Origin of the sequence: Rhodococcus kronopolitis, from assembly GCF_042654025.1 — a bacterium.
Lineage (GTDB): Bacteria > Actinomycetota > Actinomycetes > Mycobacteriales > Mycobacteriaceae > Rhodococcus_G > Rhodococcus_G kronopolitis.
Window position 1 is genome coordinate 286,417 of the sequence record NZ_JBHSFO010000003.1, and the last position, 26,306, is coordinate 312,722.

The window sequence follows — 26,306 nt, forward strand, 5'->3', positions numbered from 1 at the left end:
GCGGGCCTGGTCACTTGAGCTCCGCCGCCCGTGAGTCGTCCCGGTCGGCGCGCGGCAGCAGCACCCGGAACACCGCACCCCCGGCCGCGGGCGAGTCCACGGTGACGGTCCCGCCGTGCGCGGCGACGAGGGCCGCCACGATCGACAGGCCCAGGCCGCTGCCCCCGGACTGCCGGGTCCGCGAGGTGTCCGCACGGTAGAACCGCTCGAAGACTCGTTCGCGGGCCTGCTCGTCCAGGCCGGGACCGGTGTCGACGACCTCGAGCATCGCGCGGCGCCCGACGGTGCCTACGCGCACGGTCACCGAGGCCGAGTCCGGGGTGTGGCCGAGCGCGTTGCCCACCAGGTTGGAGAGCACCTGCCGCAGCCGCGCGTCGTCACCGAGCACCTGCGGCCGGCCCGGGCCGTCCACCACCGCCAGCGTGATCTCGCGGTCCGGGCCGATCGCGCGGGCGTCGTGCACGGCGTCGGCCGCCACCGCCAGCAGGTCGACGTGCTCGCGCGCGAGCGGTCGCTGCGCGTCCAGTCGGGCCAGCATCAGCAGGTCCTCGACGAGCAGGCCCATCCGCGACGCCTCCCCCTCGATCCGCGCCATCAGCATGTCCGTGTCGGTGGTCGCGCCCTGCCGGTACAGCTCGGCGAAGCCGCGGATGGTGGTCAGCGGGGTGCGCAGTTCGTGGCTGGCGTCGGCGACGAACCGGCGCATCCGGTCCTCGGAGCGCCGCGCCGACTCCTCGGACGCCTCGGTGGCGGCGAACGCGGTCTGGATCTGGGCGAGCATCCCGTTGAGCGCCACCGACAGTCGGCCGACCTCGGTCCGCTCGTCGCGCTCGGGGACCCGGCGGTGCAGGTCGCCCGCCGCGATCGCCGCCGCCGTGTGCTCCACCTCCACCAGCGGACGCAGGCTGCGACGCACCACCAGGTAGCCCGCGACACCGAGCACGCTGAGCACCACCACACCGATCCCCACCTGCAGTCCGACCAGCCGCTCCACGGTCTGGTCGACGTCGGCGAGCCGGATGGCGACCGTGACGGTGCCCTCGGGGGTGACCGCGGTCAGCGCCCGCCAGTGTTCGTCGGGGTGCCCGACCGAGCCGACCGTGACCGGATCCGAGCCGGGGGTCGCCGGCAGATCCGGGTCGAGCGTGCCGTCGTTGATCGGCGGGTTCACCGTCCCGTCGTCGGTCACTGTGCGCACGTAGAACTGGGTGGGCGGCCGGTCCGGCCCGGCCGCGCCCGGCGGCGGCAGGGGCCGGTCCCCCCGCGGCCGGGCCCAGCCGTGCGCGGCGTCGCGCAGCGTCGTGTCGGTGCGGGCGATCAGCGAGTTCTCCAGGGCCGAGGTCACCGCGACGCCCGACGCCAACAGCCCCAGACCGGCGAGCACCAGCAGCGCGGCGACCAGGGTGAACCGCAACGGCATCCGGCGCAGGCGGCGCATCGCGGCCGCTACCTGGGCTCGCGCATGACGTAGCCGACGCCGCGCAGCGTGTGGATCAGCCGGGTGTCCCCGGTGTCCACCTTGCGACGCAGGTACGACACGTAGGACTCGACCACGCCGACCTCACCGCCGAAGTCGTAGTGCCACACGTGGTCCAGGATCCGCGGCTTGCTGAGCACCACGCCCGCGTTGACCATGAAGTACCGCAGCAGGGTGAACTCGGTCGGCGAGAGGGCCACCGGCTCGCCGGCCTTCCACGCCTCGTGCGTGTCGTCGTCGAGTTCGATGTCCGCGAACCGGATTCGCGACGGCGCGACGGCGGCGTCGCCGTCCCGGTGGGCGCGGCGCAGGATCACCCGCAGCCGCGCCACCACCTCCTCCAGGCTGAACGGCTTGGTCACGTAGTCGTCGGCGCCGAGCGTCAGACCGGTGACCTTGTCCTCGACGGCGTCCCGCGCGGTGAGGAAGAGCACCGGTGCCTCGACGCCGTCCGCGCGCAGCCGGCGCAGCAGGCCGAAGCCGTCCATGCCGGGCATCATCACGTCGAGAATCAGGGCGTCGGGCCGGAACGTCCGCGCCCGGTCCAGTCCCTCCGCTCCGGTGGACGCGGTCGCCACCTCGAATCCCTGGAAACGCAGGCTCACGGACAGCAGTTCGACGATGTTCGGCTCGTCGTCGACGACCAGCACCCGGGCTTCGGTTCGGTTGGCGCTCACGTTCCCCATCATCGCCGCGGCCCCTGTCCGTCGGCTGACGGTTCGCTGGGAACTTCCTGTGAGCCGCCCCTGGCCAGATTGCTCACAGTGGCTTCTACGGACGTGTGAGCTGTTGCTACGGTGGTGGCGTCACTCTGACACCCCGGACGAGCGCACCGTACCCGGACAGCGACAAGACGGTGCCTTGGGAGAATCAGTAACCATGGCATGGATCATTCTCGTCATCTCCGGTGTCCTCGAAGCAGTCTGGGCCACCGCACTCGGCAAGTCCGACGGCTTCAGCCGTCTCACACCCACCGTGGTGTTCGGCGTCGCGATCGCCGCCAGCATGGCCGGCCTGGCCTACGCCATGCGCACCCTGCCGATCGGCACCGCCTACGCGGTCTGGGTCGGCATCGGCGCCAGCCTCACCGTGGCCTACGCAATGGTCACCGGCAGCGAGTCCGCGTCGGTGGTCAAGGTCCTGCTGATCCTCGGCATCGTCGGCTGCGTGGTCGGGCTCAAGGTCCTGCACTGACGGGTCCTGCTCCGACGGGTGCAGCGTCTGCGCCTGTCGGAGCCCGAATCGGCCACCGGCACCGGGTTACAGTTACCGCATGAACCTGGTGGCGCTCGTCACACTGCCGGCGCGGGCGAGCCTCGCGCTCGCCGACTCCGCCCTCGGCGTGACCGCGACCGCGCTCGGCGCCGCCCGGCTGCTGTTGTCGGCGTCCGCGGGCGGCGGGGCATCGCAGGTCGGCGCGTCGGGCCCGTTGAAGCTGCTGCAGCAGGTCTCCGAACTGGCCTCCGACCAGCGGCCGCTGGGCCAGGCCATGCGCCCGGGCGGACCGCTGGACCGCCTGCTCGAACCGGGCGGCGTGGTCGACCGGCTGACCGCACCCGGCGGCACCCTCGAGCGGATCATCGAACCCGGCGGACCGCTCGAACGGGTGCTCGCCACCGGCGGCCCGGTGGACCGCCTGCTCGACGAGGACGGACCGCTCGAACGGCTGCTGGCCCCCGGTGGCCTGCTCGACCGGATCACCGCGGAGGACGGCCCGCTCGAACGCCTCACCGCCAGCGCGGGACCGCTCGAGACCCTCACCAAGGAGGGCGGCCTCATCGACCGCGCGCTCGAGGAGGGCGGCATCCTCGAGACACTGCTCGCCGAGGAGGGCGCCGTCGAACGCATCATCGCCGAGGGCGGCCCGCTGGACCAGATCGTCTCGCTCTCGGAGACGCTGGCCGCGCTGGCGCCGAACCTGGAGAAGATGAGCGACAGCATCGAACTGCTCCGCGAGACCGTCGGGGTGCTCAGCTCCGCGGTCGGGCCGCTCGGCGACCTCGCCGGCCGGCTGCCCGGGCGATGGCTCAAGGGCGGCCGCGCCTACGGGACCGAGCTGACCTAGTCCCCGGGCGCCTTCGGCGGCAACCCGCCCGGTTCCGCCGGAGGCGACGGCAGGTGGGCGTCGAGGAATGCGAATACCCGACGCCAGGCGTCCTCGGACTGCTCGGCGCCGTAGCCCATCCCGACGACCCGCAGCAGCGGCGCCGCGGGCCCGACCGGGAACTGGTTCGCGAAACTGTGGCCGACGCCCGGGTAGGTCACCACGTCCTGCGGCACGTCCAGGCGCTCGAGCGCTGTCGACAGCTTCGGCCCGGCTCCGCGCAGAATCGGATCGCGGGCACCGAAGCTGGCCACGATCGGGCAGGCCCCGTCGAGGGCTTCGTCGAGGTGCCGGGGCAGCAACCCGTAGAAGGGCACCGCGACGTCGAAACCCTTGGGCGCCATGACCAGTGCGAAACCCCCGCCCATACAGAAGCCGACCACTGCGACCGCCCCGTCGCAGTCCGGTCGGGCAAGCAGCATCTCGCGGGCGGCGTTCAGGTCGTCGACCGACCGGCCGTCACGCCGGACCAGCTCCCGGAACGTCCGCGTCACGCAGCGAACCATGCCGCCGCGCGAGTACAGGTCGGGCGCGAGGGTCACGTAGCCGCGGTCGGCGATCCGGCGGACGATGGCCCGGATGTCGCGGCTCAGCCCGAGCGCGTCGTGCACCACCACCACACCGGGCCACGGACCGGACCCCGACGGAACCTCGAGCACCGCGTCGATCGGCCCGTCGGGTGCGTCGACCGTTGATTCAGGCATCACGGATCCCGGACATCTCGCTCCTTCGCCGAAAGGACGGTGTGCGACGAAGGGTAGTGCCCGATTCAGCTGTCCGCGGCTCAAGCCTCCCGGTCGACCGATTCGACCGATTCGGACAGCGCGGCACGCAACTCGGCCAGCTCGGCCTCGGCCGCCACGAGGCGCCGGTGCAGCGCCTGGATGCTGGCCATGCAGACCCCGTTGGCGTCGACGACCGCGATGGCGCGCTCGCTCGACCCCAGCCCGAAGGTGCTGGCGAAGTCCTGCGCCATCGGGCCCAGGTGCCGTACCGAGTCGTGGTCGAACCGGTAGGTCCACACGCTGACGGGCAGCTCGGCAAGCCGGTCGAGCACCTCGTTGGCGCCGACCGGAACCGGCCGAGCGCCCCGGACCCCTCGTCTGTGGGTCAGGTGCGAGCGCAGCCAGGCAAGCGGGTGCGGGGCGGCTCCCGACTCCCGGTCCGCGGCGTCACCGCGCGCGGGAGCATTCGCCGCTTCGGTCACCACGTCCGCGGTCAGGATTCGAGCGGGCGGATGTGGTGCTTGGCGTTCTCGTCGCTGAGCAGAAGTCCGATGCCGCCGCCGAGCAGGCCGAGTCCGAGTCCGGCCGCCGCGCCGAGCAGTCCGAGTCCGATGCCGATGCCGGCACCGCCGAGTCCGATCACGAGTCCGAGCATGATTCCTCCAGAGCTACCGTCAGGACGATTGCGGAGCGACCTCGACGGCGTGCTCCGCAATGGTGGAGCACTACCCACGCTCGTCCTCGGGCCCGACGAATGCAACAGTCCGGGGGCGTGAATGCGACGAACGGGCGCCCACCGCATCAGTGCAGGTGGACGCCCGTTCCGCTCGGAGCCTCCTGTCGGGATTGAACCGACGACCTTTCGCTTACAAGGCGAGTGCTCTACCACTGAGCTAAGGAGGCGTACGCAAAGCGCGGCCAATCATATCCACCCCGCCGCGGCGCCGGTGAACCGACGGGTCCGACGGGCCGACCCGGCCGGGCGGGGAGCGAACCGGGACGACCTCGCCAATCGGCGACCTGCGCGGACCTGCTCCGATATCGTCTAACACGACGCATTCCCTTGACGGGAGCTGTCCAATGGATCTGAACACCGTCACCGAGGTCGTCCGGCGACCGTACGACCGGCCGGGCGCCCACTGGCGCGACGGGGACGCCTGGCTCGCGGGCGGGACGTGGCTGTTCTCCGTCCCCCAGCCCGATCTGCGGCGCCTCGTCGACCTCACCGCCCTCGGCTGGGACGCCCTGACGGTCACCGACGCCGGCCTCGAGATCGGCGCGACGTGCACGATTGCCGAACTGTATGCCTTTGCGCCTCACTGTGACTCGAATGCGGCCTCGCTGATCACCACCAGCTGCGAGGCCTTCCTCTCCTCGTTCAAGGTGTGGCACTCGGCGACGGTGGGCGGCAACATCTGCCTGTCGTTGCCTGCGGGGCCGATGATCACCCTGGCGGTCGCGCTGGACGCGACGTACACGCTGTGGGCGGCCGACGGGTCGCACCGCACCGTCGCGGCGGCCGACTTCGTCACCGGCGACCACCGCAACGTCCTCGGTCCCGGCGAGATCCTGCGCAGCGTCGACGTCCCCGCCGCCGCGCTGCGCAGGCGCCACACCCACCGCCGCTTCACCCTGACCCGGCTGGGCCGCTCGACGCTGTTCACGGTGGGCACCCAGACGCCGGGCACCGACGACCTGACGCTCACCGTCACCGCGGGCACCACCCGTCCGATCCGGCTGATGTTCGACTCGATGCCCGACGCCACCACGCTGCGGCGGAGCCTCGACGCGCTCCCGGACGACGTCTGGTTCGACGACCCGAACGGCGCCCCCGACCACCGTCGGCACCTGGCCCGGCACTTCGCCGAGGAGATCCGTGCCGAACTCGCGGGCACCGGCCCGCCGAGTGAACGGCACGTTCATTCGATTGGATCGAATGAACGCTTCCGTTCATTCGATGGCGGGGCGGGGTCGTGACGTGACGTACACCGTGAACGGGACGGCGTTCGACGAGCAGCCCGAGCCTGCGCAATGCCTGCGGACGTTCCTGCGCGCGCTCGGCCACCACGGCGTCAAGAAGGGCTGCGACGCGGGCGACTGCGGCGCCTGCACGGTGTGGCTCGACGGCGATCCGGTGCACAGCTGCATCACCCCCGCGTTCCGGGCGGAGGGCCGGGCGGTGACGACGATCGAGGGCCTCGGCTCCCCCGGTGACCTGCACCCGATGCAACGGCAGTTCCGCGACGCCCCGGGCTTCCAGTGCGGCTTCTGCACCGCCGGAATGATCATGACCTGCGCGAGCCTCACCGACGCGCAGAAGGCTGACCTGCCACGCGCGCTCAAGGGCAACCTCTGCCGCTGCACCGGCTACCGGGCGATCGAGGACGCCGTGCGCGGGGTCGCCGCTGTCGAGGACCCACTGCCCGGCCGCGCCGTCGGCACCAGCGTCGGCGCCCCGGCCGCCGACGACGTGGTGACGGGCCGCGCCGAGTTCACCATGGACACCGAGATCGACGGCCTGCTGCACCTGAAGGTGCTGCACTCGCCGCACGCGCACGCCCGAGTTGTCTCGGTCGACAGGACCGCCGCGCTCGCGGTGCCCGGCGTGCACCGCGTCTACACCTGGGAGGACGTGCCGCGCAGGCCCTTCACCACCGCGATCCACACCGACCACCTCGTCGATCCCGACGACACCTACATCCTCGACCGCACCGTGCGCTTCGTCGGGCAGCGGGTGGTCGCGGTGCTGGCCGACACCGTCGCGGCCGCCGAGGAGGGCTGCCGCCGGGTGGTCGTCGAGTACGAGCTGCTGCCCGCGGTGTTCGACCCCGAGGCCGCGATGGCCGACGGCGCGCCCGCGCTGCACGGATCGCACGACCCGTTCGTCCGCGATCCCGTGCACAACATCCTGCTCGAACTCCACGGGCAGGTCGGCGACGTCGAGGCCGGTTTCGCCGAGGCCGACGTGATCCACGAGGGCACGTACTCCTCCCCGCGCGTGCAGCACGCGCACCTCGAGACCCACGGGTCGATCGCGTGGATGGAGGACGGCCGCCTGCACGTGCGGACCAGCTCCCAGTCGCCGTCGATCGCCAAGGTCAAGCTGGCCCACCTGTTCGCCCTGCGCCCCGACCAGCTGCGGGTGTTCTGCAAACGGGTCGGCGGCGGGTTCGGCGGCAAGCAGGAGGTGATCTCCGAGGACCTGGCGGCCCTCGCCGCGCTGGACACCGGCCGACCGGTCTGCCTCGAGTTCACCCGCGAGGAGGAGTTCACCACGGCCTCCCCGCGGCACCCGATGACGCTGACCGTCCGGCTCGGCGCGAAGGCCGACGGCACCCTGACGGCGCTGCAGGTCCGCAACGTCTCCAACACCGGCGCCTACGGCAACCACGGCGGCGAGACGCTGTTCGCGGGCGGTGCAGCGGTCTCGATCTACCGCTGTCCCAACAAGAGGTACGACGCCTACTCCGTCTACACGAACACCGTGCCCAGTGGCGCGCTGCGCGGCTACGGCATGACCCAGCCCGCATTCGCGGTGGAGTCCGCCGTGGACGAGCTGGCGGTCGCGCTCGGCATGGACCCGCTCGAGCTGCGACGCCGCAACATCGTGCGCCCCGGCGACTCGCTGGTCGCGTTCGAGGACGGGCCCGACGACGTGGTGTTCGCGGAGGACGGGCTCGGCAGGTGCATCGACCTCGTCGACGAGGCGTTGCGGGCCGACGGGCCCGAACCGCCGGACGGCGACGACTGGCTCGTCGGAACCGGCGCTGCGAGCTCGCTGCACGAGACCGCTCCCCCGACCGAGCACCTCTCCGAGGCGTGGGCAAGCATCGGCGCGGACGGCATCTACGAGCTCGCCGTCGGCACCGTCGAGTTCGGCGAGGGCACCTCCACCGCGCACGTGCAGATCGCGGCGAACCAACTCGGGACGACGCCGTCGCGGATCCGGCTCGTCCAGGCCGACACCGACCGCACGGGATTCGACACCGGCGCGTTCGCCAGCGCGGGCCTGTTCGTGTCCGGCAACGCCGTGCTGCGGGCGACAGAAGCCCTGCGCCAGCGGATCCTCGCCTTCGCCGCCGCGCACACCGGCGTCGACGTCGCCGACTGCGCGATGGACGACGACGTCGTCGTCTGCGGCGGCACCCGCCTGTCGCTGGCCGGACTGGTGGACGCCGCGCGCGGCCGCGGCATCCGGTTCACCGCGGCACGCAAGGCGTACGGATCGCCGCGCAGCGTGGTGTCCAACACGCACGGATTCCGCATCGCCGTGCACCGGGTGACCGGGGAGATCCGGATCCTGCGCAGTGTCCAGGCCACCGACGCGGGGCTGGTGATCAACCCGGCGCAGGTGCGGGGCCAGGTCGAGGGCGGCGTCGCGCAGGGCATCGGCTTCGCGCTGACGGAGAACTTCCACGTCGACGGCTCCGGGGCGATGGTCAACCCGAACCTGCGCAACTACCGCATCCCCACCTACGCCGACGTCCCCCGCACCGAGGTGCTCCTGGTCGACTCGTCGGACTCCGTCGGGCCGATGCGCGCGAAGGGCATGGCGGAGTGCTGCATCAACCCGGTCGCCCCGGCGCTCGCCAACGCCCTCGAGAACGCGACCGGGGTGCGCTTCCGGTCGCTGCCGCTCACCCCGGAACGCATCTACGGCCGACTCGGCGGCGCGCCGGACCACCGCCCGCAGGCGCGACCGTAGGCGGGCGCGATGACGGCCGAGGAACGCACCCGGGACACCGCCACGGTGATCATCGGGCAGCGGGTTCGCCCCGGCTTCGAGTCGGAGTTCAAGGCCTGGCAGGAGGAGATCAACGTCGCCGCGTCGCACTACGCCGGCTTCCTCGGCGCCCAGATCGCCGCGCCCACCGACGTCCAGCCCGACTGGGTGGTGGTCTACCGCTTCGACTCCGTCGCCAACGTGCAGGCCTGGGTCAACAGCGCCACCCGCCAGGCCTGGCTCGACCGGGGGCAGCAGTACCTCGACGGCCCGGCCACCCAGCAGGTCATCACCGGCGGGTCCCGGCCGACCGATCAGCTGGTGACGGTGGTCGTGACCCACCGCGTGGCGCCGGACAACGTCGACGCCTTCCTCGAGTGGCAGAACCGGATGCGGCTGGCGGAGTGCAAGTTCGAGGGCTTCCGCGGCAGCGAACTGTTCCGGCCGATCGAGGGCATCCAGGACGAGTGGACCGCGCTCTACCGATACGACAACGCCTCGAACCTGTTCACCTGGCTCACCTCCGACAAGCGTCGCCTGCTCCTGGCCGAGGGCGAGCGGTTCCACGAGTTCTCCTCCCGCACCGTCGACAACTCCTTCGGCAGCTGGTTCGCGTTCGACGAGAAGGGAAACGAGGCGCCACCGCCGTCCGACATCAAGACCTCCGTCGCCGTCTGGGTGGGCCTCTACCCCACCGTCGTGCTGCTCACCCTCGCGCTGTCGCCGCTGCGGATGCCGCTCTGGCTCGGCCTGCTCGTCGGAAACCTGTTGTCCAGCTTCGCGATGACCTTCGTGACGATGCCGCACTACGTGAACCGGCTGCTCGGGCGGTGGCTTCGGCCGCCGCCGGACGTGCCGGAGTCACGCACGAATCTCCGCGGGACCGTGATCGTCGTGGCGGCAACCACGTTCTGGGCGGTCGTCTTCTACCTGGTCACCAGGCAGTTCTGGACGCTGCCGTGACGACGCGTGAGATCGTGCAGCAGGTCGCCGCCTGGCAGGGGGCCGGAACCGACTGCGCCCTGGCGACGATCGTCTGCGCGAACGGGTCGACCCCCCGTCCGGTCGGCACCGTCATGGCGGTCTCGCGGGACGGCGCGGTGGCAGGCAGCATCTCCGTCGGCTGCGTCGAGAGCGACCTGTTCCACGCCGCCGCCGAGGTGATGGACACCGGTCGGCCCGTCGTCCGCCGATACGCCGTCGGCGACGACGAGTTCGGCGGGGCGGGCCTGATGTGCGGCGGCTCGATGGCGGTGCTCGTGCAACCGGCCGGGCCCGGCGCCCTCCCGGGTCTCGCGCTGGCGGCCGACGCGGTTGCGGCCGGCCTGCCGGTCGCGCTCGGGACGGTGGTCTCGAGCGGCCCGCGCCTGGGCGGGACGGTCGTGGTCACCGCCGACTCCTGCGCCGGGTCGTGCGGCGACCGGATCCTGGACGCCGCGGTGGTGGCCAGGGCGAGGGCGTGCCTCGACGCAGGCGCCGCCACCGTGTGTCTCGATGGGCGCGGCGGGCAATCGGAAATCGTTCTGTCCGTGTTGATCTCGTCGATCATTCCGCCGCCGCGAATGCTGGTGTTCGGGGCCATGGACTTCGCACACGCGCTCACCCGGGCCGCGAAAGCGCTCGGGTACTCGGTGACCCTGTGCGACGCCCGCCCGGTGTTCGCGACCGCGGAGCGGTTCCCCGAGGCCGACGACGTGGTGGTCATGTGGCCGCACCGGTACCTCGGTCAGGCGACGATCGGCCCCACGACGGCGATCTGCGTCCTCACCCATGACCCGAGGTTCGACGTGCCTGCGCTCGCAATCGCGCTGCGGTCCGGCGCAGGCTACGTGGGCGCGATGGGCAGCCGGCGCAGCCACCTCGACCGGGTGGACCGGCTCCGCGCCGCCGGTGTCACCGATGCCGAACTCGCCCGCCTGTCCGCACCGATCGGCCTCGACCTCGGCGCCCGGACCCCGGAGGAGACCGCCGTCTCCATCCTCGCCGAGATCATCGCGCTGCGCCGGGGCGGCTCCGGTAGGCGGCTCGCCGGGCTCACCGGCCCGATCCACGATCGGAGCGCGCCGTGAGCGCGGTGCTGGGCCTGCTCCTCGCCGCGGGCGAGGGCAGGCGATACGGGTCACCCAAAGTTCTGGCACACCAGGGACTCTGGCTCCGGTACGCCGTCGACGCGCTGCGCGACGGCGGCTGCGGACGGGTACTGGTGGCGCTCGGCGCTGCGGACGCGCCGCTGCCCGGCGGCGCCGAGGCCGTGTCCGTCAGCCGCTGGGCCGACGGGATGGGCGAGTCGCTGCGCGCCGGGCTGGCCGCCGCCGCCCGGGTCCCGGATGCGCGGTACCTGGCGGTGCACCTCGTCGACCTGCCGGACGTCGACGGTCGCGTGGTGGCCCGGGTGATCCGGGCCGCCGCCGGGACGCCGAGCGGGATCGCGCGGGCGTTCTTCGGCGACCGCCCCGGCCATCCCGTCGTCGTGTCCCGGCAGCACTGGGTGCCGTTGTGCGCCAGCGCCGCCGGCGACGAGGGCGGCCGGGAGTACCTCGGACGCCAGGGCGAGGCGCTCGTCCGGGTGCAGTGCGAGGACCTCGCCTCGGGGAGGGATCAGGACGTTCACGGGTAGTCAGTCAGCCGACCGAATTGAGGAGCCACCATGACCACGAAGACCATTCGATACGCGAGCCTCGTCCCCATCGCCGCGGCGTCTGTGCTGCTGCTGGCGGGATGCAGCTCGAACGACGACGAGGCTCCCACCTCGACGAGCACCGCCATGACATCGATGTCCATGCCTCCGGGAACGGGCACAGGTACGGCGACGGCTCCGGCGGTCGCCAAGGAACAGGCCGAACAGACCGCGGTCGCCACCGTGCCCGGCGGCACGCTCGTCTCGTCCCAACTCGAGCAGGACGACGGCAGGACGGTGTGGCACGTGCACGTCCGCAACGCCCAGGGCTTGGACTACGACGTGGACGTCGACGCCGCCAGCGGCGCCGTGGTACCGGACGACGACGACCGGAACGACGAGGGCTCGCCGCCGCCTGCCACGCCGAACGCCGGAGTGACGGTCACCAAGGAACAGGCCGAACAGACCGCCGTCGCCACCGTCCCCGGCGGCACCGTCGCCCAGTCCAATCTCGAACAGGAGGACGGAAAGACCGTGTGGCACGTGCACATTCGCAACGCCCAGGGCTGGGACTACGACGTGGACGTCGACGCCGCCAGCGGCGCCGTGGTACCCGACTGAGCCGCGTGGCTCGACCCAGCGGAACGGAGCACTGAAATGGATCACGACCTGATCGACGGCGCCGGGGCGGACCTCGTCACCGTCTGCGACGACTGGTACGCGGCGATCGTCTCCAACGATGCCGACCGGATTGCCGCGTTCATGGCGGACGACTGGGTGATCGTCTCCGAGTCGGGGATCTCACCGAAGTCGCAGTTCCTGGACTACGTCAGATCGGGCGAGCTGACCCATTCCGCCATGGACCGGGCCGGTGGGGCGAGGATCCGGATCTACGGCGGAACCGCGGTGTTCACGGCGAGGGTGACCAACACCGCGCACTACGGCGGCCGACGGTTCGACGCCGACGAATGGACGTCGGACGTGTTCGTCCGACGCGACGGCCGCTGGCTGTGCGTGCTGACCCACATCACGGCGGCTCGGGTGTCGACGGAGGGTGAGCAGTGACAAGACCCATGCGACCTCGACATCTCCCGGAGGCTGACGCCCTGTGCCGCACAGCAGTTCGTCGATCGTTCGTCGCCCGGATCGCGGTATCCGTGGCGGCTCTCACGCTCCCGCTCTGCGCGGCCGCCGCGGCGACGGCGAACCCACCGCCGACGCCGACGGCGTTCCAGGTCCCGATGCGGTTCGTCGTGGGATGCGCGTTCAGCATGTTCCCGTGCTGGAACCTGCCGACACAGACGACCGTGACGCCGACGGCAGCGCCGGGTGCACCCGGCGTGGTGACCTTCGCGGCGGAGCGAGCAGCCCCGTGGTCCTACTGCTTCGACATGACGGTGAACTGGCGGAATCTGACCACCGGTACCGCCGGCACCACCACGCTCCGGATCGTGGAGCGGGACTACACCCGGGACCCCGGACCGGAGGACTGGTGCCGTTACGCCCCCGCGACGGCGGTCACCGGCGGCGGCACGGTCGCCGCGATCGCCGCCGTCGACACGGTCGTCCCCTACGGCATGTGGGGATACAAGTTTCTGGTCAACCCGGGGCTCGGCACCGTTCAGGTCCCCTAACGGCTCGGGACCTGCTCGACCACGTCGCGAATCGCGTCGATCACCAGTTGCGGTGACTCGTTGTGGACGTTGTGGCCGCTGTGGGTGTTCGTGACGTGGCGCGCACCGGGAAACACGGCAGCAAGGCGGTCCTGCGACGCGAGTTGCGCCCGCCAGAACACCTCCGGGTAGTCGGCCGGCGCATCCTCGGGAAGCCGTGCGCGGAAGGCCTCGGCGTCGAACGTGTCGCCGCTGAGCACCACGACCGGCATGGCCGGCACCGGAGCGGCAGCACGGAGCTGGTCGAATGTGGTGACGGGGTCGAACTGTTCGACGTCCTTCCACTGGGCGGTCCGCGATTCGTTGTCTCGCGCACTCAGCTGGAGGAACACCGCGAACTCGTCGGGAGTCAGCTCGCTCTGGAGGAACTCCGAGGTGCCGTCGACGAGGACAAGACCCGACACGTCGTGGGGGTAGGTGCTCGCATAGATCCTCGCGATCGGTCCCCCGAACGACCACCCGGCGAGAACGTACGGACCGGACACCTCGGCGGCCGCCAGCAGCGCATGCAGGTCGGCCGCATCGCCCTCCGGAGTGGTCGGCTGCGGCACCGGCGTGGAGGGCGTGAACTCGTCGTTCGCGCGCGCGGTTCCTGGGCGGTCGTACGAGCAGACCCGGGTGAAGGTGCCGACCTCGGGGTAGACGGCGGAATCGCTCGGCGCGGCCACACCGGACGAATCGGTCACCTCGTGCCAGGTGTCGGCCGCCGCGACGGCGCCGGGCACGAGTACCACCGTCGGAGATCCGGCGCCCCGGCACTCCAGGTACATCTGCCGGCCGCCGCCGATGTCGAATGTCCGGGCAAAGTCCGGCTGGGGCTCGCTGCCGGTCGTCTCGGTCGAACTGTTGCACCCAGCGAGCAGCATCGTGGCAGCGAGAAGAGCACCGACGAAGCGCATCACATCAGCGTGTCACACCGTCGCGGACCGCGGAACGGTGTGCGGCGAACGCCCCTGGGTGATTGGCCCGGAGATTCATCTCTGCGAAGGCGACCGTCCGATCGATCCGGCACTGCCGGGTCTCCGGCTTCTTCTCCGCTGCAATCCATTCCAGAATCAACCGCTTCGACGACGGCGGGAACTTCTCGAAATCTGTCCGGGCCCTCGCCGACAGCTATCGCCGGCTGGGATCCTTCGAAGCCGCCCGTGAACACATCGACGCCGCCCGGGAGCGCTCGTCTGCGCTGTCTCCCGATTCATATGGGAACTCATTCGTGCGGCGATCGACGAGGTGACCACGGCCGTCGAGAACCAGGAGACCGCGGTCCTCGCTTCGGCCCTTCAACGGCTGCGGTCGACGGCGTAGTTGCTGTGGTCAGCAAAATGCAGCGAGACGTTTCAGCAAGCGATGGCGATGGCCGCACGAAATCCGCCTACTTCGCCCGCCTGTAGCGGCTCGGCGGAAGGCCCACCAGGGCGGTGAAATCCCTCGTGAAATGAGCCTGGTCGTACCACCCGTGCTGCAGCGCGAGGTCGGTCAGCGCCCCGTCAAAACCACCGTCGAGGGCTTCGACGACGTCATGCATCCGATAGCGGGCGAGGACCCACTTGGGCCCGACGCCGACGTAGTGCAGGAAGTCGCGCTGCAGCGTCCGAGCCGAGACACCATGCCGTCTCTCGAGGTCGGCCACCGAGAGGATCGACCGGTCCTCGAGCATGTCCGCGACGACTCGCAGCACCCGGTGATAGCGGGCGTCCTGGGCCGCTCGTTCCGGGAACCCGTCCTCGACCGCGCCCGTGCCCGCCTCGACATCACCCGCCAGGTCCAGGGCCGCGAGCGCCGCCACGATCGCCTCGGACACGATCGGCCCGGCGCCCAGGGTGCGATTGGTCCAGGCCTTCGCCGACTGACCGGTGAGCGCCGCCAGCCCTCCCGGTCGGAACCGAAGCCCCGCGACCCGCCCGCTCCCCCGGATCTCCACGTCGAACCGCCGCGTCACGACGCCGGTCACAACGACCTCTTCGCCGGCGAGTTCGGGCCGCGGGTGGTCGCCGCGCTCTACCGTGAGCGAGCAGGTCGGGTGTGGCAGGACCTCGCTAGCGAACGACGCCCCCTCGGGCAGGTCCCAGCGCAGGGACCAGTAGTTCTCCACCCAGTGCGACACCCGGGGCGACGCGGGCCAGCGCCGAAGCTGGACGTGCTCCGCCAACCGCTCCGGTCGCAGGATCCCTGCGAACGTCGCCGTCGGTGCCGCAACAGGCGGTTGTGGCGGGTTTGTCCTATCGGGCACCCACCCAGCCTAGGCACGCTGGGTGACACGCAACCGATCCGACGAAGGAGCCCTTCACATGGCCGTCGCCACCCTCAAGATGCTCACCCTCGACAGCTCCGGCGCGAGCCGCGACGCCGCCTTCTGGTCGGCCGTCCTGGGCTGGGACGTCGCCGTCGAAGGCGACGGCTACGCGATGCTCACCGGCCCCGACCACGCCCTCGGTTTCGGCACCGTCCCCGACCACCGGGCCCCGGGCTGGCCCAACGAGAACGGCACGAAGCAGTTCCACCTCGACCTCGCCGTCGACGACCTCGACGCTGCCGTAGCCGAGTGCGTCAAACTCGGCGCGACCCTGCCCGACGAGCAGCCCGGCGAGACCTGGCGCGTCCTCCTCGACCCGAGCGGACACCCGTTCTGTCTCACCAAGGCCGAGAACTGGGGCTGAGCGGGCGTCAACTACTCGCGACCGCTCACCCCGCTCGCCGCAGTGCCGGCACCGCTCGGCTAGCACCTGTGCCAGTACTCGTCTGCAGGAAACAGCACTCGGGTCCGATCGGCCGTCCGCGAGATCGGGCAGCGACTGTGGTGCCGCGACACCACTGCCGGCGGACCGGTCCCGTACTCCGGGTCGTCCGCCAGCCACCGCGCCGCCACGCTCGCAGGTAGCGTGCACGCCACCCCGAGACGGTCGCATGGGCTACAGCCTTTCCGTTCACCATGTCGTGAAGTGGAGGCATGACCACTGCTTCGACCTTTCGGCCATCGGCAACCGTCCTCGATTCGTCCGTGCGCGCACGTGGGGTTCTCTGGTTCCTCGTTCTCGCGTTCGGGGCTTCCTGGATTCCGTGGGCAGTCGTGTGGGCCGCCGGCTACTCGCTCGACGACCCAGTCGTCCAACTGCTCACCGCCGCGTTCGTGCCCGCCGTCGCCGCGATCGTCACCCGCCGGTGGATCACTCGCGAAGGGTTCTCCGATGCGGGGCTGAGGCCCCGACTGCGTGGGGCGTGGTCGTCGTACCTGATCGCCGCGCTGCTTCCGGTAGTGGTTCTCGCGGTCGCGTTGGCAGTGGCCGCGGTGACGGGCGTGTGGGACGTCGCGGCGTGGAACTTCGGGCGGGACGACCTGACCTTCGTGGCGATCGCGGTGGTGGTCCCAATTGTGGCTGCGCCCGTGTTCTGGGGAGAGGAGTTCGGCTGGACCGCTTACCTGCGGGATCGTCTCGTTCCGGGCAGGCCGTTCGCAACGACGGTCGCGACCGGCCTGATCTGGGGTGTGTGGCACTGGCCGCTGCCCTGGGTGGGGTACTTCGGCGCCGGCGGTACCGCCACCGATGCGGTCGTGGCGATGCTGATGTGGCTTCCGTTGTCGGTGCTGCTGGAATTCGTGATCGGTTGGCTGTGGAGTCGAAGTGGGTCCGTGTGGCCGCCCGCAATCCTGCACGGCGGCAGCAACCTCGTCGTGGCCGTCGGTCTCGAGCGTTTCGTGGATCCCGGTGCCAACGCGAGTGCCATTACGCTTCTCATGTGCGCCGCCTACGTTCCCGTCGTCCTCCTCATCGTCGGGACGACGCGGGTCCGTCGGCGTGCGACGATCGGGGCCGAGCAGTGAGGGGTGGCGTGTCGGCGGCACTGCGGTCTGGTCCTCGGTACCTCCGCACCGTGTGGCCCTGGCGGTCGTTGGCCTGCCTCGCCACCGCGGGCGTCCTCTCGGTTGCCACCGTGATCGGCATCCTCCCTGTCGTGCTGTTGGGCATGACGCGTCGACTGCGGACGGCGTTGTGGGAACCGATGCTTCGCGCGCACAGCGCGCGACTGCGGCTGGTCGATCGGTCGATCGCTGACCGTGTGGACGCCGAGGTCACGGCGTCCGCGAACGAGGAGCGACTGCCGACGATGCGGCATGTCGCGTACGTCCTCGGTGCGACGATCTCCGGCGGCGTCGCCACCCTCCTGGCGATCTTCGGCGTCACGATCGTGGGGATGCTTCTGGCCGCGCCCGTGGTCATCCGCGACGACCACTTCGACCTCGGCGCATGGACTGTCGAAACCAGTTCGGGTGCCTGGGGTCTGGCCCTGGCCGGGGCGGTCGGCGCGGCGCTGCTGTTGGTGGCCGGCGGCGCCTGGGCCACGTTCGAGGCGTCGATGGCCCGTCGCCTCCTCGGGTCCGATGCCGATCCGTGGCGTCTCGAAGCGGCCCGCCTCGAGACGACCCGTTCCGCACTACTCGACGCAGAGGGCTCGGAGCGGACGCTCCTGGAATCGGAATTGCACGACCGGGTACAGCACCGACTGGTTGCGCTGTCGATGAACCTCGGACTGGCCGAAGCAGCCGACTCGGACGGGCCGACGGGCCTGCTCGCCGCCGATGCTCACCGGCAGGTGGACGAGACGCTCGCGGAGTTGCGGGCCGTGCTGCGCGGCTACTCGCCGCGGGCATTGATCGAGCGGGGCCTCGCCCCCGCGCTGACGGATCTGGTGGCAGACTTCCCGCTCGAGGTGACCATCGCGCTCGACGGTGTCACCGGCGCGAGGGAACGACTGTCGCCTCCGGTCGAGCACATGTCCTACGTGCTGGTGTCCGAGACGCTGACGAACGCCGTGCGACACACACAGACTCGACATGTCGCCGTTCAGGGTGACCGCGTCGGGGACATGTGGCTGTTGACCGTCACCGACGACGGCGCGGGCGGCGCACACATCACTGCCGGTGGCGGCCTCGACAGACTGCGTAGTCGTGTCGGCGCTCTCGACGGAAACCTTTCTGTGACAAGTCCTGTCGGGGGTCCCACGACAATTCGGATGGAGTGTCCGGTGTGAGTCCGACCGAACGGCCGCTGCGGATCGTGCTCGCAGAGGACAGCCCACTGCTTCGGGCCGGCGTGGAGAGTGTGCTGGCGTCCGCCGGACACGTGGTGTGCGCGGGTGTGGCGGATGCGCAGGGGCTCCTCCACGCGTGGGAGGCGCACCGACCGGACCTCGTGGTGACCGATGTCCGGATGCCGCCGACCAACACCGATGACGGACTACGCGCGGCGGCGGCACTCCGCCAGCGCGATCCGGACCTCCCGATCGTCGTACTGTCCCAATACGTCTCGGTCGCCTATCTCGACGAGTTGCTCGGCGACGACACCGCACGGGGCGGCGTGGGATACCTCCTGAAGGAGCGCGTCGGACATGTCCGTCAGTTTCTCGACGCCGTCGATCGGGTTGCTCGTGGTGAGACCATCGTCGATCCCGACGTCGTCCGGGCCCTCGTCAAGGCCGCCCGCAGCCGCACGCCGCTGGCGGTTCTCACAGACCGCGAGCGGGAGGTCCTCTCACTGGTTGCCGAGGGACTCACCAACCCCCTTATCGCGCAGCGGTTGACGGTGTCCGAAGCCGCCGTGCGCAAGCACGTCGGGTCCATCTTCTCGAAGTTGCCGCTGCAGGACGGTGACAGACGGGTGCAGGCGACGCTCATCTACCTACGGTCGCTGGGCTGACGAAGAGCGGCGCGGCCGGTCAACGCCGACCTGAGCCTTCCCCCGTTGACGCAGTCCTTGGACGAATTGACGAGCGAGCTGTCCCAGCCCGAAGTGACCGCAATCGGGTTGCGCAGCGATGCCGACCGCCTCGTCGCTGCCGTGCGCGTGTTCCTCCCGTCGACCGATTCGCATACGGCTGAGTTGAGCAGGCTGGTCGTGGCCCCGGATGCGCAGGGGCGAGGGTTGTGCAGTCGGTTGCTCGAACTCGTGCGCTGAGCGCTGCGAAAGAGCTCTTCTCTCCCACGCATTCCCGCATCTGAGCTGGCTCTTCGCCTCCCGCCACTCTGCGTAGGGCACTGACTGGATTACTCGACTGGCACAACGATTCACATCGTGCGCCGCCACCGTGCCGTGAGCACAGAACCTCAACTCGTCGGGACGCTACCGACCGCCCAGCGGAACCGATCCAACCGCTGCAAATGGCGAAGGAAGCGCACCCACCGCCGTCGGCACCACCGTCGTCGCCTGCGGATCCGCCCGGCCCAGCTCGATCTTGCGCACCTCGGCGCCACCCGCACCCCCGCCACTGACCAGTAGGTCCGCGCCGGTGGTGGTGCTGGTGGTGGCCACCTGCACGCCGCCACCCGCGAACGGCTCGAACGAGGCGATCTGCCGGAAGTCCACCGTGCCCGAGTGGTGGTCCGGGCTCTCGGTGTACATCCCCGGTTCGCCGTCGAGGCGCGACCCGCTCGAGAACGCCCGGACCGTGCCCGCCCCGCCGGCCATGCCGGTGACGATGCTCTTCGCGCCGCCCTCGGCGCCGGCCACCCAACCCGTCGCGAGCGAGACACCCCCGGTGTACCCCTCGTCGAAGGCCAGGAACTCCGACGTCACCGTCGGCTCCCCCGGGCCGCCGCCACCGATCACCGGCCCGCCGTGTGAGCCGTGCCCGCCCCTCGCCGACGCGGCCGCGGTCGGCTGGAACAGGTCGTACCGAAACGTCTTCACCCGCGGCGCCTCCCCCGGCCCCGGCGCCGTGACGATGCTCGCCCGGCCCGAGACGGTGTCCACCAAACCGGTGGCGAGGGTGACCCCGGCCGCGGACCCGGGGTAGGGCGCGAAGCTCGCGAACACGTCCGGCGCCGTTCCATGCTCCGCCTGCAGCGTCGAGGAGAACACCTTCACCTGCGACGGGGTTCCGGGGCCTGCCCCCACGATGATGTTGTCGGCCAGGGAATTTCCGTCGATGTCGGCGCCGGCGACGCTCACCCCGCCGCGGAGGTCCTCGTCGAACGGCGCGAACCGCGCCAGCTCGGCGGTGAACGGCCCGTCGTCGCGATCGGCGCCGTCGTAGACGGCCACCTCCGGCGAGGCACCCGCACCGGTCCCGGCCACCAGGTCGAGCACCATGTCGCCGTTGACGTCGGCCATCGCCACCGCCGGGGTTCCCTCGAAGGACGGGAACGGCACGACGGCCGCAATCACCCTGTCGCCGTTGCCGTCGTGCACCCGCACCGTCGCGGGGGTGCCCGCCGACCCCGGCACCGCGACCGCGTACGTGGACACCTCCGGGATCACGCTGACGAGCGCCATCAGCCCGTTGTCCTCGTGGTTGAGGCGGTGACAGTGGATCACGAAGGTGCCGGTGTACTCGGTGAACTTGGTGCGCAGCGTCACCGAGGCCGGCTCGAGGGCGGCCTCGTTCTCGTCGGTAACCGGCGCGGGCACGTTCACGTTGTCCATCCCCCACGGCTGCACGCCGGTCCTGGTGCCCGCCACCGGGTCCACAATCTCCATCACCTGAAAGTCGTTGACGTGGATGTGCATCGGATGCTCGTCGTTGTTGAGGTTGGTGATCGTCCACTCCTCCACCGAATTCAGCCTCGGCTGGATCAGCGGGATGTTCGGGAAGGTGTTGTCGTCGAACTCGTAGGTGAAGGCCTTCGGGTCGCTCTTGCTGGCCTTGTCGTTGCCGAAGCCGCCCGAGACCGTCAGCGTGCGCTTGACGTCCGGAGTCATCACCGAGGTGTCGACGAAAGACGTGTAGGCGCCCAAGTTCTGGCCGAGCTCGAAGGCCGTCGTCCGCCCCTGGCCGCCGCCGGGGGTCGCGCGCAGCAATGTCTGGGTGGGGAAGGTGAAGAAGCCGTCGGCGTAGCTGATCACCGACGGGTCCACGATCACCGTGCCCAGCACCGCGGGCGGGTTGTCGGTGCCGTCGTTGGTGTAGAGCACGCCCGGATTGGTGACGGGCTCGGCCCCCTCCAGCGGCGGGATGTCGAGGACGAGATCGCCGGTCTTCGGCATCGTCACCGCGATCGCGAACCTCGACCCGGGCGGGACGACGAGCCGGGTGCCGTCGCCGCCGACCGGCGGCTCGACCCGCGTGAAGGGGTTGCCGTCCTGCCCGACGATCGCGAACGTGGGGTGCTTCCCGGTGGCCGTCTCGGTCAGACGCAGTGGCAGGTAGGCGAAGTCGCTGACGTTCGCGAGCACCCAGATCTCCGTCTGGCCGGGGTCGAGTTCCAGCTCCGGCTGGAACTGTCCGTTGACCGTGTACTGCACGTCGCGCTCGTTCTCGGGCAGCGACGGGTCCGCCGGGACGGTCGTCGAGTCACTGGTGAAGGTCTGCAGGTTGCCCGGCACGAACTGGTTCTGCCCGCGGTGGTTGGCCGGCGAGAGCGGCCCGCTGTACCAGTTGGTGACGTACCGGGAGCCGGGTGTCGTCTCCGCGAAGTTCACCGGGGCCAGGCTCGGCCGGTAGCTGCCGTCGGCGAGCTGCGAGCCCGTCGGCGGCGCCAGCGTGCTCACGTACTGCGGCCAGTTCGGGTCGTTGAGCTGGTGGCCGCCGCCCCTGCGGTCGAAGACGAAGTTGTACTGCAGCGCCATGTCGCGGATCGGGATGTCGTGCTGCGTGACCAGCGGCAGGTTGCCGTCGGGCCGCCCGATCTCGAGGAGGCCCGCGAGCCCGGCGTACGTCTGCTGGGCGGTGAGGGTGTGGCGGTGACTGTGGTACCAGTACATGCCGTTGGGCATGTCCGTCGGCACCGCGTAGTCGTAGACGTTGCCCATCCCGGCCGGAATGTCGAGCAAGACGTTGTCGGCGTTGCCGTCGGGGCTCACGTGCAGCCCGTGGGTGTGCAGGTTCAACGGCGCGGACGCCAGCGGCGGCGGGTAGACCGGCACCTCGCCACCTGCGGGGGTGAACGCCGGGTCGTAGAAGTCCTCGATCGTCAGGTCCTGCAGATCGTTGTCGTAGTGGATGATCAGGCGCTCGCCCGGGTCCACCCGCAACGTCGGCGCGGGATAGACGTCGGAGCCCCTCGTCGAGCCGTCCGACGCCGTGCCCCGGATCACCTCGTACCCGAAGAGCAGGAAGTTCGAGACCGGCGCCGCCGCCGTGTCCAGAGCGACCGTGCCCTGGTGGGCCGACAGGCGCACCTCGAGCACGCCGTCACTGCTCGACAGCCGAACCGGCTCCCGGTACCCGACCGGGGTTCCGTCGGCGCCGAAGTGTCCGCCCGGCCCCGTCGATACCGCGGTGCATCCCGCCAGGACCAGCAGCAACGACGCCACCAGCGACGCGATGACAACTGTCGGCCTGTTGCGATTGACGACCATGGTCGCTGCCCCGTTCGGCGGATACTGCATCCGCCGGCGCGCGTGCGGCGGCGCCTTCGAAGCATAGATCCTCGATCGGCGGGGCGGCGGTGACGACCGTCCGGAATTCGACGCGCGAGCACCGCGCCACCCGCCCACCGGACGCGGGAAAGACTAGCGTGAGCTCCATGAGCACCTCAGAAATTGCCACGGTCCTCGCGTGGCACGACGCGCTGAACGACTCCGACCTCGACACCCTCCTCGCCCTGTCCAGTGACGACGTGGAGATCGGCGACCCGACCGGCGCCCGCCAGGGGCTGGCCGCGTTGCGGGACTGGGCATCGACCGCGGGGCTGACCCTGAACCCGGGGCGGATGTTCGTCCACGAGGGCGTGGTGGTTGTCGAGGAGGAGGCCACCCTCGCCTCCGCCCCCGACGTGAAGTCGACGTCGGCGGCCGCCTTCCGGGTGGTGCACGACCAGGTGACCTCGATGTTCCACCACGACGACCTCGAATCTGCCTTCGCCGCAACCGACCTCAGCGAGCAGGACGCGGTGACCTGACGTGTGGGCGTGGCGCCCGAGGGACGCGTTCGCCTGGCTGAACCGCCTGATCGGCGAGGAACGGTCGGTGATCGACGCGCCGACCGCCGCACCCGCGCCGCTGCAGCCGATCGACCTCACCGAGGACGCCCGGGTCGCCGAGGTGCTCGACATCGCGGTGCGCTCGGGCGAGGTGCTGCTGGCGTCGGGCACCTCCGCGGTCGACACCGCCGCGCAGGTGCAGTTCGTCGCCGCGACCTACGGCCTGGCGCGCTGCGACGTCGACGTCACCTACAACTCGATCCGCATCAGCGCCTATCGCGGCCCGACGATGCCGCCCGCCACCACCATGCGCATCGTGCACTACCGGTCCCTCGACTTCACCCGGCTCGCCGCGGTCGACCGGCTGACCCGGCGCCTGCGAACCGAGGCCGTCGGCCCCGGCGAGGCGCACGACACGCTCGTCGCGATCAACGAGGCCCCACACCCCTACAACCGATGGACGGCGACCTTCGCCTGGGCGTCGATGGCGGCCTCGGCGGCGGTGCTCCTCGGCGGCGGCGTGCTGGTCGCGATCGTCAGCTTCTTCACGACGATGGTCATCGACCGCACCAACCGACGACTCAACTCGATCGGGCTGCCGTTCTTCTACCAGCACGTTGTCGGCGGGCTGATCGCCGCCGCGCCGGCGAGCCTGCTCTACACCTTCCGCGACGCACTGGGCATCAGCATCCGGCCGTCGCTGGTCATCGCGGCGGGGATGATCGTGCTGCTGTCGGGGCTGTCGCTGGTCGGTTCCGTGCAGGACGCCATCACCGGTGCACCGATCACCGCGGCCGCCCGCTTCTTCGAGGTGGTGATGATGACCGGTGGCATCATCGCGGGCGTCGCGCTCTCGTTGCGGGTCGCCTCGGCGCTGGGGTCCACGCTGCCCAGCACCACCCCTGCGGAGGCGCCTGCATTCGCGCAGATCTCGATCCGGGTGGTCGCGGGCGCCTTCACCTCGCTGTTCTTCGCGGTGGCCTGCTACGCGGAACGTCGGGCGCTCACCGCCGCCGGGATCGGCGGCGCCGTGGGCATCGCGGTGTACTCGGCAACCCAGTACTACGGAATGGGGCCGGTCGTCGGCTCGGCGATTGCGGCGACGGTGGTGGGATTCGGTGGCGGCCTGATGGCCAGGCGGGCGTTGACACCGCCGCAGGTGGTCGCGGTCGCGGGCATCACGCCACTGCTGCCCGGACTCTCGCTGTACCGGGGTCTGTACTCGCTGCTGCAGAACCAGTTGTTGCTGGGACTGAGCGCGCTGCTGTCCGCGTTCGCCATCGGGGTGGCCCTCGCGTCCGGCGTCACGCTCGGCGAATGGGGGGCACGGACACTTCGTCGGCCGCGGATTCTCCGACGGACCGGTTCACTCCGGCGCCCGACGCTGCGTCGCCACAGGTCGGGCGGCCAGGAGTGGCCGAACGATCAAGCTCGCTAGCTGTTGCCGGCGGCCTTGTCCTTCTCCATGGCCTCACGCAGACTCTTCGGCCGCATGTCGGTCCAGTTCTTCTCCACGTACTCGACGCAGGCCTGACGACTCTCCTCGCCGAACACGACGCGCCAGCCCTGCGGCACGTCAGAGAAGGTCGGCCACAGCGAATGCTGGTCCTCGTCGTTCACGAGGACGTAGAAACGGCCGTCTTCGTCGTCAAAGGGGTTGGTGCTCATCTGGCCTCGCTTGTCGCAAACTCGTTCTTCGAATTTTCCACCCGCGTGGAAAGCTTGACACTATCAAGACTGCCGCGTTCCGATCGGTTTTGCAGCAGAGAAGTGAGAATCTCCCCGGCGCGTACGGCCACGTTGGACAGCAGCGACGCGGTCAGGCCGTGCGTCTTCTCCGTGCCGCCCTGGAGGTAGATGCCGCCGCTCACCTCGGGCGCGGTCACCAGCCGGTAGTCGCGGTCCACCTCGGTCACCGCGTCGTCCGCCGGGGCCAGGTCGCCGAGCAGGCTGCTGAGCGGGGTCGGCGTGAATCCCGTCGCCAGCACCACCGCGTCGCACATCAGGGTATCGGTGAGGTTGTCGAGCCGGCTCCGGACGCGCACCTCGATGCCGTCGTCACCGTCCGTCACCTGCGTGATCTCCGCTGCCCGGCGCATGAACAGCCGCCGTGGCCCACGGACCATCTCCTGGTACTCGGTGGTGTACAGCTCGTTGATCAGCTCGATGTCGACCACCGAGTAGTTGGTGCTGCGGTGCAGGTCGAGCAGCCGCTCGCGTTCCGTGCGCTCCGCGCCGTGCAACTCGTCGACGGTGGACGGGTCGAAGATCCGGTTTGCGTACGGGCTGTCGTCCGCCGGGCTGTAGCCGTAGCGGGAGAACACGCTGTGCACCTCGGCCTGCGGGTAGTTCCGGTGCAGGTACTGCACCACCTCTGCCGCACTCTGCCCGGCGCCGAGCACCACGAAACGCTGGTGGACCAGCTCGGGCAGCTCCTCGATCCGGAACAGGAACTGATGGTTGTGGAAGCAGCGCGTCGACGGGGTGGCCCAGTCCGGTATCCGCTCCTGCAGCCCCGCACCGACGGCCAGGTTACGGGCGCGCACTGTCTGCCCGTCCGCGGTCTGGACCTCGAACTCGTCGACGGCACCGTCCGGTCCGGACACCCCGGCGACCCGGGTGACCGGCGACCCGTAGCGCACGTCCGCGTCGACCCGCTCGGCCGCCCACTGCAGGTAGTCGTTGAACTCGTGCCGGGCCGGGAAGAAGGTCTGGTGGTTGACGAAGTCGACCAGCCGGCCCTTGTCGAACAGGTAGGAGAAGAAACTGAAGGTGCTCGCCGGGTTCCGGAAGGTCACCAGGTCCTTGGGGAAGGCGATCTGCATGGTGGCACCGTCGAGCAGCATGCCCGGGTGCCAGCGGAAGGTGTCCTGCCGCTCGAGGAAACGCGCCTCCACCCGCTCGCCCGGGGCACACACCCTGTTGTGTTCCTCGATGGCGATGGCCAGGGCGAGGTTGGACGGGCCGAACCCGACGCCGACCAGGTCGAGCGACTGCGAACGGTCACCCTCGGCGTGTGTCGATTCCATGGCGGTCATCCATCCTCGCCGGAACGGCCGGCGGCTGCGGTAGGTGCAGGAGAGCGTGCGGACCAGGCAATCGATCCGTGCCGAATAGTAGCGCAGCCTACC

28 protein-coding genes, 1 tRNA gene and 1 riboswitch are annotated in these 26,306 nt (G+C 70.5%); of the genes, 17 read left to right on the forward strand and 12 right to left on the reverse strand.

The annotated features are described in order from the left end of the window. Positions 1 to 10: 10 nt before the first annotated feature. Positions 11 to 1,438, reverse strand: a complete 1,428-nt coding sequence (locus ACFO6S_RS07970) for a sensor histidine kinase (RefSeq protein WP_378415739.1) — start codon at positions 1,436 to 1,438, stop codon at positions 11 to 13. Positions 1,439 to 1,446: 8 nt separating this feature from the next. Further along, positions 1,447 to 2,163, reverse strand: coding sequence for a response regulator transcription factor (locus tag ACFO6S_RS07975; RefSeq protein ID WP_378416115.1), 717 nt, complete (start codon positions 2,161 to 2,163; stop codon positions 1,447 to 1,449). A gap of 112 nt (positions 2,164 to 2,275) precedes the next feature. Further along, positions 2,276 to 2,340, forward strand: a riboswitch (guanidine-III (ykkC-III) riboswitch). A 16-nt stretch (positions 2,341 to 2,356) separates the two neighbouring features. Between ACFO6S_RS07975 and ACFO6S_RS07980 the strand changes: the two genes are divergently transcribed. Both ACFO6S_RS07980 and ACFO6S_RS07985 read left to right on the forward strand, forming a co-directional pair. Then, the gene (locus tag ACFO6S_RS07980) at positions 2,357 to 2,671 is read left to right on the forward strand and encodes a DMT family transporter (protein ID WP_378415741.1); all 315 of its coding nucleotides are present in this window, start codon (positions 2,357 to 2,359) and stop codon (positions 2,669 to 2,671) included. A gap of 79 nt (positions 2,672 to 2,750) precedes the next feature. Beyond that, the gene (locus ACFO6S_RS07985) at positions 2,751 to 3,542 is read left to right on the forward strand and encodes an ABC transporter (protein WP_378415743.1); all 792 of its coding nucleotides are present in this window, start codon (positions 2,751 to 2,753) and stop codon (positions 3,540 to 3,542) included. Here ACFO6S_RS07985 and ACFO6S_RS07990 read toward each other — a convergent pair. The 4 genes from ACFO6S_RS07990 to ACFO6S_RS08005 all read right to left on the reverse strand — a co-directional run bounded on the left by ACFO6S_RS07990 (position 3,539) and on the right by ACFO6S_RS08005 (position 5,209). After that, the gene (locus ACFO6S_RS07990; RefSeq protein ID WP_378415744.1) at positions 3,539 to 4,285 is read right to left on the reverse strand and encodes a dienelactone hydrolase family protein; all 747 of its coding nucleotides are present in this window, start codon (positions 4,283 to 4,285) and stop codon (positions 3,539 to 3,541) included. The genes ACFO6S_RS07985 and ACFO6S_RS07990 overlap by 4 nt on opposite strands. An 80-nt stretch (positions 4,286 to 4,365) precedes the next feature. Further along, entirely contained in the window at positions 4,366 to 4,788 is a 423-nt protein-coding gene (locus ACFO6S_RS07995) for a tail fiber domain-containing protein (protein WP_378415746.1), read from the reverse strand. 11 nt (positions 4,789 to 4,799) lie between these two features. Beyond that, the gene (locus tag ACFO6S_RS08000) at positions 4,800 to 4,961 is read right to left on the reverse strand and encodes a hypothetical protein (protein ID WP_378415747.1); all 162 of its coding nucleotides are present in this window, start codon (positions 4,959 to 4,961) and stop codon (positions 4,800 to 4,802) included. Between the two features lie 176 nt (positions 4,962 to 5,137). Then, positions 5,138 to 5,209 (reverse strand) — tRNA-Thr (locus ACFO6S_RS08005). A gap of 177 nt (positions 5,210 to 5,386) precedes the next feature. Here ACFO6S_RS08005 and ACFO6S_RS08010 point away from each other — a divergent pair. The 8 genes from ACFO6S_RS08010 to ACFO6S_RS08045 all read left to right on the forward strand — a co-directional run bounded on the left by ACFO6S_RS08010 (position 5,387) and on the right by ACFO6S_RS08045 (position 13,280). Continuing rightward, the gene (locus ACFO6S_RS08010) at positions 5,387 to 6,283 is read left to right on the forward strand and encodes an FAD binding domain-containing protein (protein ID WP_378415748.1); all 897 of its coding nucleotides are present in this window, start codon (positions 5,387 to 5,389) and stop codon (positions 6,281 to 6,283) included. A gap of 1 nt (position 6,284) precedes the next feature. Next, positions 6,285 to 9,011: a molybdopterin-dependent oxidoreductase gene (locus ACFO6S_RS08015; RefSeq protein ID WP_378415750.1), complete on the forward strand. Its 2,727-nt coding sequence runs from the start codon at positions 6,285 to 6,287 to the stop codon at positions 9,009 to 9,011. A gap of 9 nt (positions 9,012 to 9,020) precedes the next feature. Next, entirely contained in the window at positions 9,021 to 9,992 is a 972-nt protein-coding gene (locus tag ACFO6S_RS08020) for an antibiotic biosynthesis monooxygenase (protein ID WP_378415752.1), read from the forward strand. Next, positions 9,989 to 11,098: an XdhC family protein gene (locus ACFO6S_RS08025; protein WP_378415754.1), complete on the forward strand. Its 1,110-nt coding sequence runs from the start codon at positions 9,989 to 9,991 to the stop codon at positions 11,096 to 11,098. The genes ACFO6S_RS08020 and ACFO6S_RS08025 overlap by 4 nt, the downstream gene beginning before the upstream one ends. Further along, positions 11,095 to 11,646: a nucleotidyltransferase family protein gene (locus ACFO6S_RS08030; RefSeq protein ID WP_378415756.1), complete on the forward strand. Its 552-nt coding sequence runs from the start codon at positions 11,095 to 11,097 to the stop codon at positions 11,644 to 11,646. The genes ACFO6S_RS08025 and ACFO6S_RS08030 overlap by 4 nt, the downstream gene beginning before the upstream one ends. 30 nt (positions 11,647 to 11,676) lie before the next feature. Beyond that, positions 11,677 to 12,267: a PepSY domain-containing protein gene (locus tag ACFO6S_RS08035; RefSeq protein ID WP_378415758.1), complete on the forward strand. Its 591-nt coding sequence runs from the start codon at positions 11,677 to 11,679 to the stop codon at positions 12,265 to 12,267. A gap of 36 nt (positions 12,268 to 12,303) precedes the next feature. Next, positions 12,304 to 12,711: a nuclear transport factor 2 family protein gene (locus ACFO6S_RS08040; RefSeq protein WP_378415760.1), complete on the forward strand. Its 408-nt coding sequence runs from the start codon at positions 12,304 to 12,306 to the stop codon at positions 12,709 to 12,711. Between the two features lie 92 nt (positions 12,712 to 12,803). Next, positions 12,804 to 13,280 carry a hypothetical protein gene (locus ACFO6S_RS08045; protein ID WP_378415762.1) on the forward strand — a complete coding sequence of 159 codons (477 nt, stop codon included), beginning with the start codon at positions 12,804 to 12,806 and terminating at the stop codon, positions 13,278 to 13,280. On the opposite strand, the gene ACFO6S_RS08050 is transcribed toward ACFO6S_RS08045, so the two are convergent. From ACFO6S_RS08050 to ACFO6S_RS08060, 3 genes are all read right to left on the reverse strand, one after another. Then, positions 13,277 to 14,218: an alpha/beta fold hydrolase gene (locus ACFO6S_RS08050; RefSeq protein ID WP_378415764.1), complete on the reverse strand. Its 942-nt coding sequence runs from the start codon at positions 14,216 to 14,218 to the stop codon at positions 13,277 to 13,279. The genes ACFO6S_RS08045 and ACFO6S_RS08050 overlap by 4 nt on opposite strands. Before the next feature lie 4 nt (positions 14,219 to 14,222). Next, positions 14,223 to 14,378, reverse strand: a complete 156-nt coding sequence (locus tag ACFO6S_RS08055; protein WP_378415766.1) for a hypothetical protein — start codon at positions 14,376 to 14,378, stop codon at positions 14,223 to 14,225. A gap of 313 nt (positions 14,379 to 14,691) precedes the next feature. Further along, positions 14,692 to 15,549 (reverse strand): DUF6597 domain-containing transcriptional factor, encoded by an 858-nt coding sequence (locus ACFO6S_RS08060; RefSeq protein WP_378415768.1) that lies wholly within the window; start codon positions 15,547 to 15,549, stop codon positions 14,692 to 14,694. A gap of 58 nt (positions 15,550 to 15,607) precedes the next feature. Here ACFO6S_RS08060 and ACFO6S_RS08065 point away from each other — a divergent pair, with 58 nt between their 5' ends. From ACFO6S_RS08065 to ACFO6S_RS08085, 5 genes are all read left to right on the forward strand, one after another. Then, the gene (locus ACFO6S_RS08065) at positions 15,608 to 15,976 is read left to right on the forward strand and encodes a VOC family protein (RefSeq protein WP_378415770.1); all 369 of its coding nucleotides are present in this window, start codon (positions 15,608 to 15,610) and stop codon (positions 15,974 to 15,976) included. A 341-nt stretch (positions 15,977 to 16,317) separates the two neighbouring features. After that, positions 16,318 to 17,139: a CPBP family intramembrane glutamic endopeptidase gene (locus ACFO6S_RS08070; RefSeq protein ID WP_378415772.1), complete on the forward strand. Its 822-nt coding sequence runs from the start codon at positions 16,318 to 16,320 to the stop codon at positions 17,137 to 17,139. A 50-nt stretch (positions 17,140 to 17,189) separates the two neighbouring features. Further along, positions 17,190 to 18,347: a sensor histidine kinase gene (locus ACFO6S_RS08075; RefSeq protein ID WP_378415774.1), complete on the forward strand. Its 1,158-nt coding sequence runs from the start codon at positions 17,190 to 17,192 to the stop codon at positions 18,345 to 18,347. Then, a complete protein-coding gene (locus ACFO6S_RS08080; protein ID WP_378415776.1) occupies positions 18,344 to 19,012 on the forward strand; it encodes a response regulator in 669 nt (222 codons plus the stop codon). Before ACFO6S_RS08075 ends, ACFO6S_RS08080 begins: the two co-directional genes overlap by 4 nt. A gap of 45 nt (positions 19,013 to 19,057) precedes the next feature. Next, positions 19,058 to 19,270: a GNAT family N-acetyltransferase gene (locus ACFO6S_RS08085; RefSeq protein ID WP_378415777.1), complete on the forward strand. Its 213-nt coding sequence runs from the start codon at positions 19,058 to 19,060 to the stop codon at positions 19,268 to 19,270. A gap of 165 nt (positions 19,271 to 19,435) precedes the next feature. Here ACFO6S_RS08085 and ACFO6S_RS08090 read toward each other — a convergent pair whose 3' ends face one another. Further along, complete coding sequence (locus ACFO6S_RS08090) at positions 19,436 to 22,612, reverse strand: multicopper oxidase family protein (RefSeq protein ID WP_378415779.1); 3,177 nt, start codon at positions 22,610 to 22,612, stop codon at positions 19,436 to 19,438. A gap of 167 nt (positions 22,613 to 22,779) precedes the next feature. On the opposite strand from ACFO6S_RS08090, the gene ACFO6S_RS08095 reads away from it, so the two are divergent. Both ACFO6S_RS08095 and ACFO6S_RS08100 read left to right on the forward strand, forming a co-directional pair. Then, positions 22,780 to 23,154 (forward strand): nuclear transport factor 2 family protein, encoded by a 375-nt coding sequence (locus tag ACFO6S_RS08095; RefSeq protein WP_378415781.1) that lies wholly within the window; start codon positions 22,780 to 22,782, stop codon positions 23,152 to 23,154. 1 nt (position 23,155) lies between these two features. Further along, positions 23,156 to 24,613, forward strand: coding sequence for a threonine/serine exporter family protein (locus tag ACFO6S_RS08100; protein WP_378415783.1), 1,458 nt, complete (start codon positions 23,156 to 23,158; stop codon positions 24,611 to 24,613). On the opposite strand, the gene ACFO6S_RS08105 is transcribed toward ACFO6S_RS08100, so the two are convergent. Both ACFO6S_RS08105 and ACFO6S_RS08110 read right to left on the reverse strand, forming a co-directional pair. Beyond that, positions 24,610 to 24,843, reverse strand: coding sequence for an MbtH family protein (locus tag ACFO6S_RS08105; RefSeq protein WP_378415785.1), 234 nt, complete (start codon positions 24,841 to 24,843; stop codon positions 24,610 to 24,612). The two genes, ACFO6S_RS08100 and ACFO6S_RS08105, sit on opposite strands and share 4 nt — an antisense overlap. Next, positions 24,840 to 26,213: a lysine N(6)-hydroxylase/L-ornithine N(5)-oxygenase family protein gene (locus ACFO6S_RS08110; RefSeq protein WP_465269190.1), complete on the reverse strand. Its 1,374-nt coding sequence runs from the start codon at positions 26,211 to 26,213 to the stop codon at positions 24,840 to 24,842. The genes ACFO6S_RS08105 and ACFO6S_RS08110 overlap by 4 nt, the downstream gene beginning before the upstream one ends. Positions 26,214 to 26,306 lie beyond the last annotated feature (93 nt).

Coding starts and splice junctions, on each gene's coding strand:
- ACFO6S_RS08050 (WP_378415764.1), bottom strand. CDS start 14,218: ATGCGCTTCGTCGGTGCTCTTCTCGCTGCCACGATGCTGCTCGCTGGG.
- ACFO6S_RS07970 (WP_378415739.1), bottom strand. CDS start 1,438: ATGCGCCGCCTGCGCCGGATGCCGTTGCGGTTCACCCTGGTCGCCGCG.
- ACFO6S_RS07975 (WP_378416115.1), bottom strand. CDS start 2,163: ATGGGGAACGTGAGCGCCAACCGAACCGAAGCCCGGGTGCTGGTCGTC.
- ACFO6S_RS08065 (WP_378415770.1), top strand. CDS start 15,608: ATGGCCGTCGCCACCCTCAAGATGCTCACCCTCGACAGCTCCGGCGCG.
- ACFO6S_RS08110 (WP_465269190.1), bottom strand. CDS start 26,213: ATGACCGCCATGGAATCGACACACGCCGAGGGTGACCGTTCGCAGTCG.
- ACFO6S_RS07980 (WP_378415741.1), top strand. CDS start 2,357: ATGGCATGGATCATTCTCGTCATCTCCGGTGTCCTCGAAGCAGTCTGG.
- ACFO6S_RS08090 (WP_378415779.1), bottom strand. CDS start 22,612: ATGGTCGTCAATCGCAACAGGCCGACAGTTGTCATCGCGTCGCTGGTG.
- ACFO6S_RS08105 (WP_378415785.1), bottom strand. CDS start 24,843: ATGAGCACCAACCCCTTTGACGACGAAGACGGCCGTTTCTACGTCCTC.
- ACFO6S_RS08020 (WP_378415752.1), top strand. CDS start 9,021: ATGACGGCCGAGGAACGCACCCGGGACACCGCCACGGTGATCATCGGG.
- ACFO6S_RS08000 (WP_378415747.1), bottom strand. CDS start 4,961: ATGCTCGGACTCGTGATCGGACTCGGCGGTGCCGGCATCGGCATCGGA.
- ACFO6S_RS08040 (WP_378415760.1), top strand. CDS start 12,304: ATGGATCACGACCTGATCGACGGCGCCGGGGCGGACCTCGTCACCGTC.
- ACFO6S_RS07985 (WP_378415743.1), top strand. CDS start 2,751: ATGAACCTGGTGGCGCTCGTCACACTGCCGGCGCGGGCGAGCCTCGCG.
- ACFO6S_RS08035 (WP_378415758.1), top strand. CDS start 11,677: ATGACCACGAAGACCATTCGATACGCGAGCCTCGTCCCCATCGCCGCG.
- ACFO6S_RS08010 (WP_378415748.1), top strand. CDS start 5,387: ATGGATCTGAACACCGTCACCGAGGTCGTCCGGCGACCGTACGACCGG.
- ACFO6S_RS07990 (WP_378415744.1), bottom strand. CDS start 4,285: ATGCCTGAATCAACGGTCGACGCACCCGACGGGCCGATCGACGCGGTG.
- ACFO6S_RS08095 (WP_378415781.1), top strand. CDS start 22,780: ATGAGCACCTCAGAAATTGCCACGGTCCTCGCGTGGCACGACGCGCTG.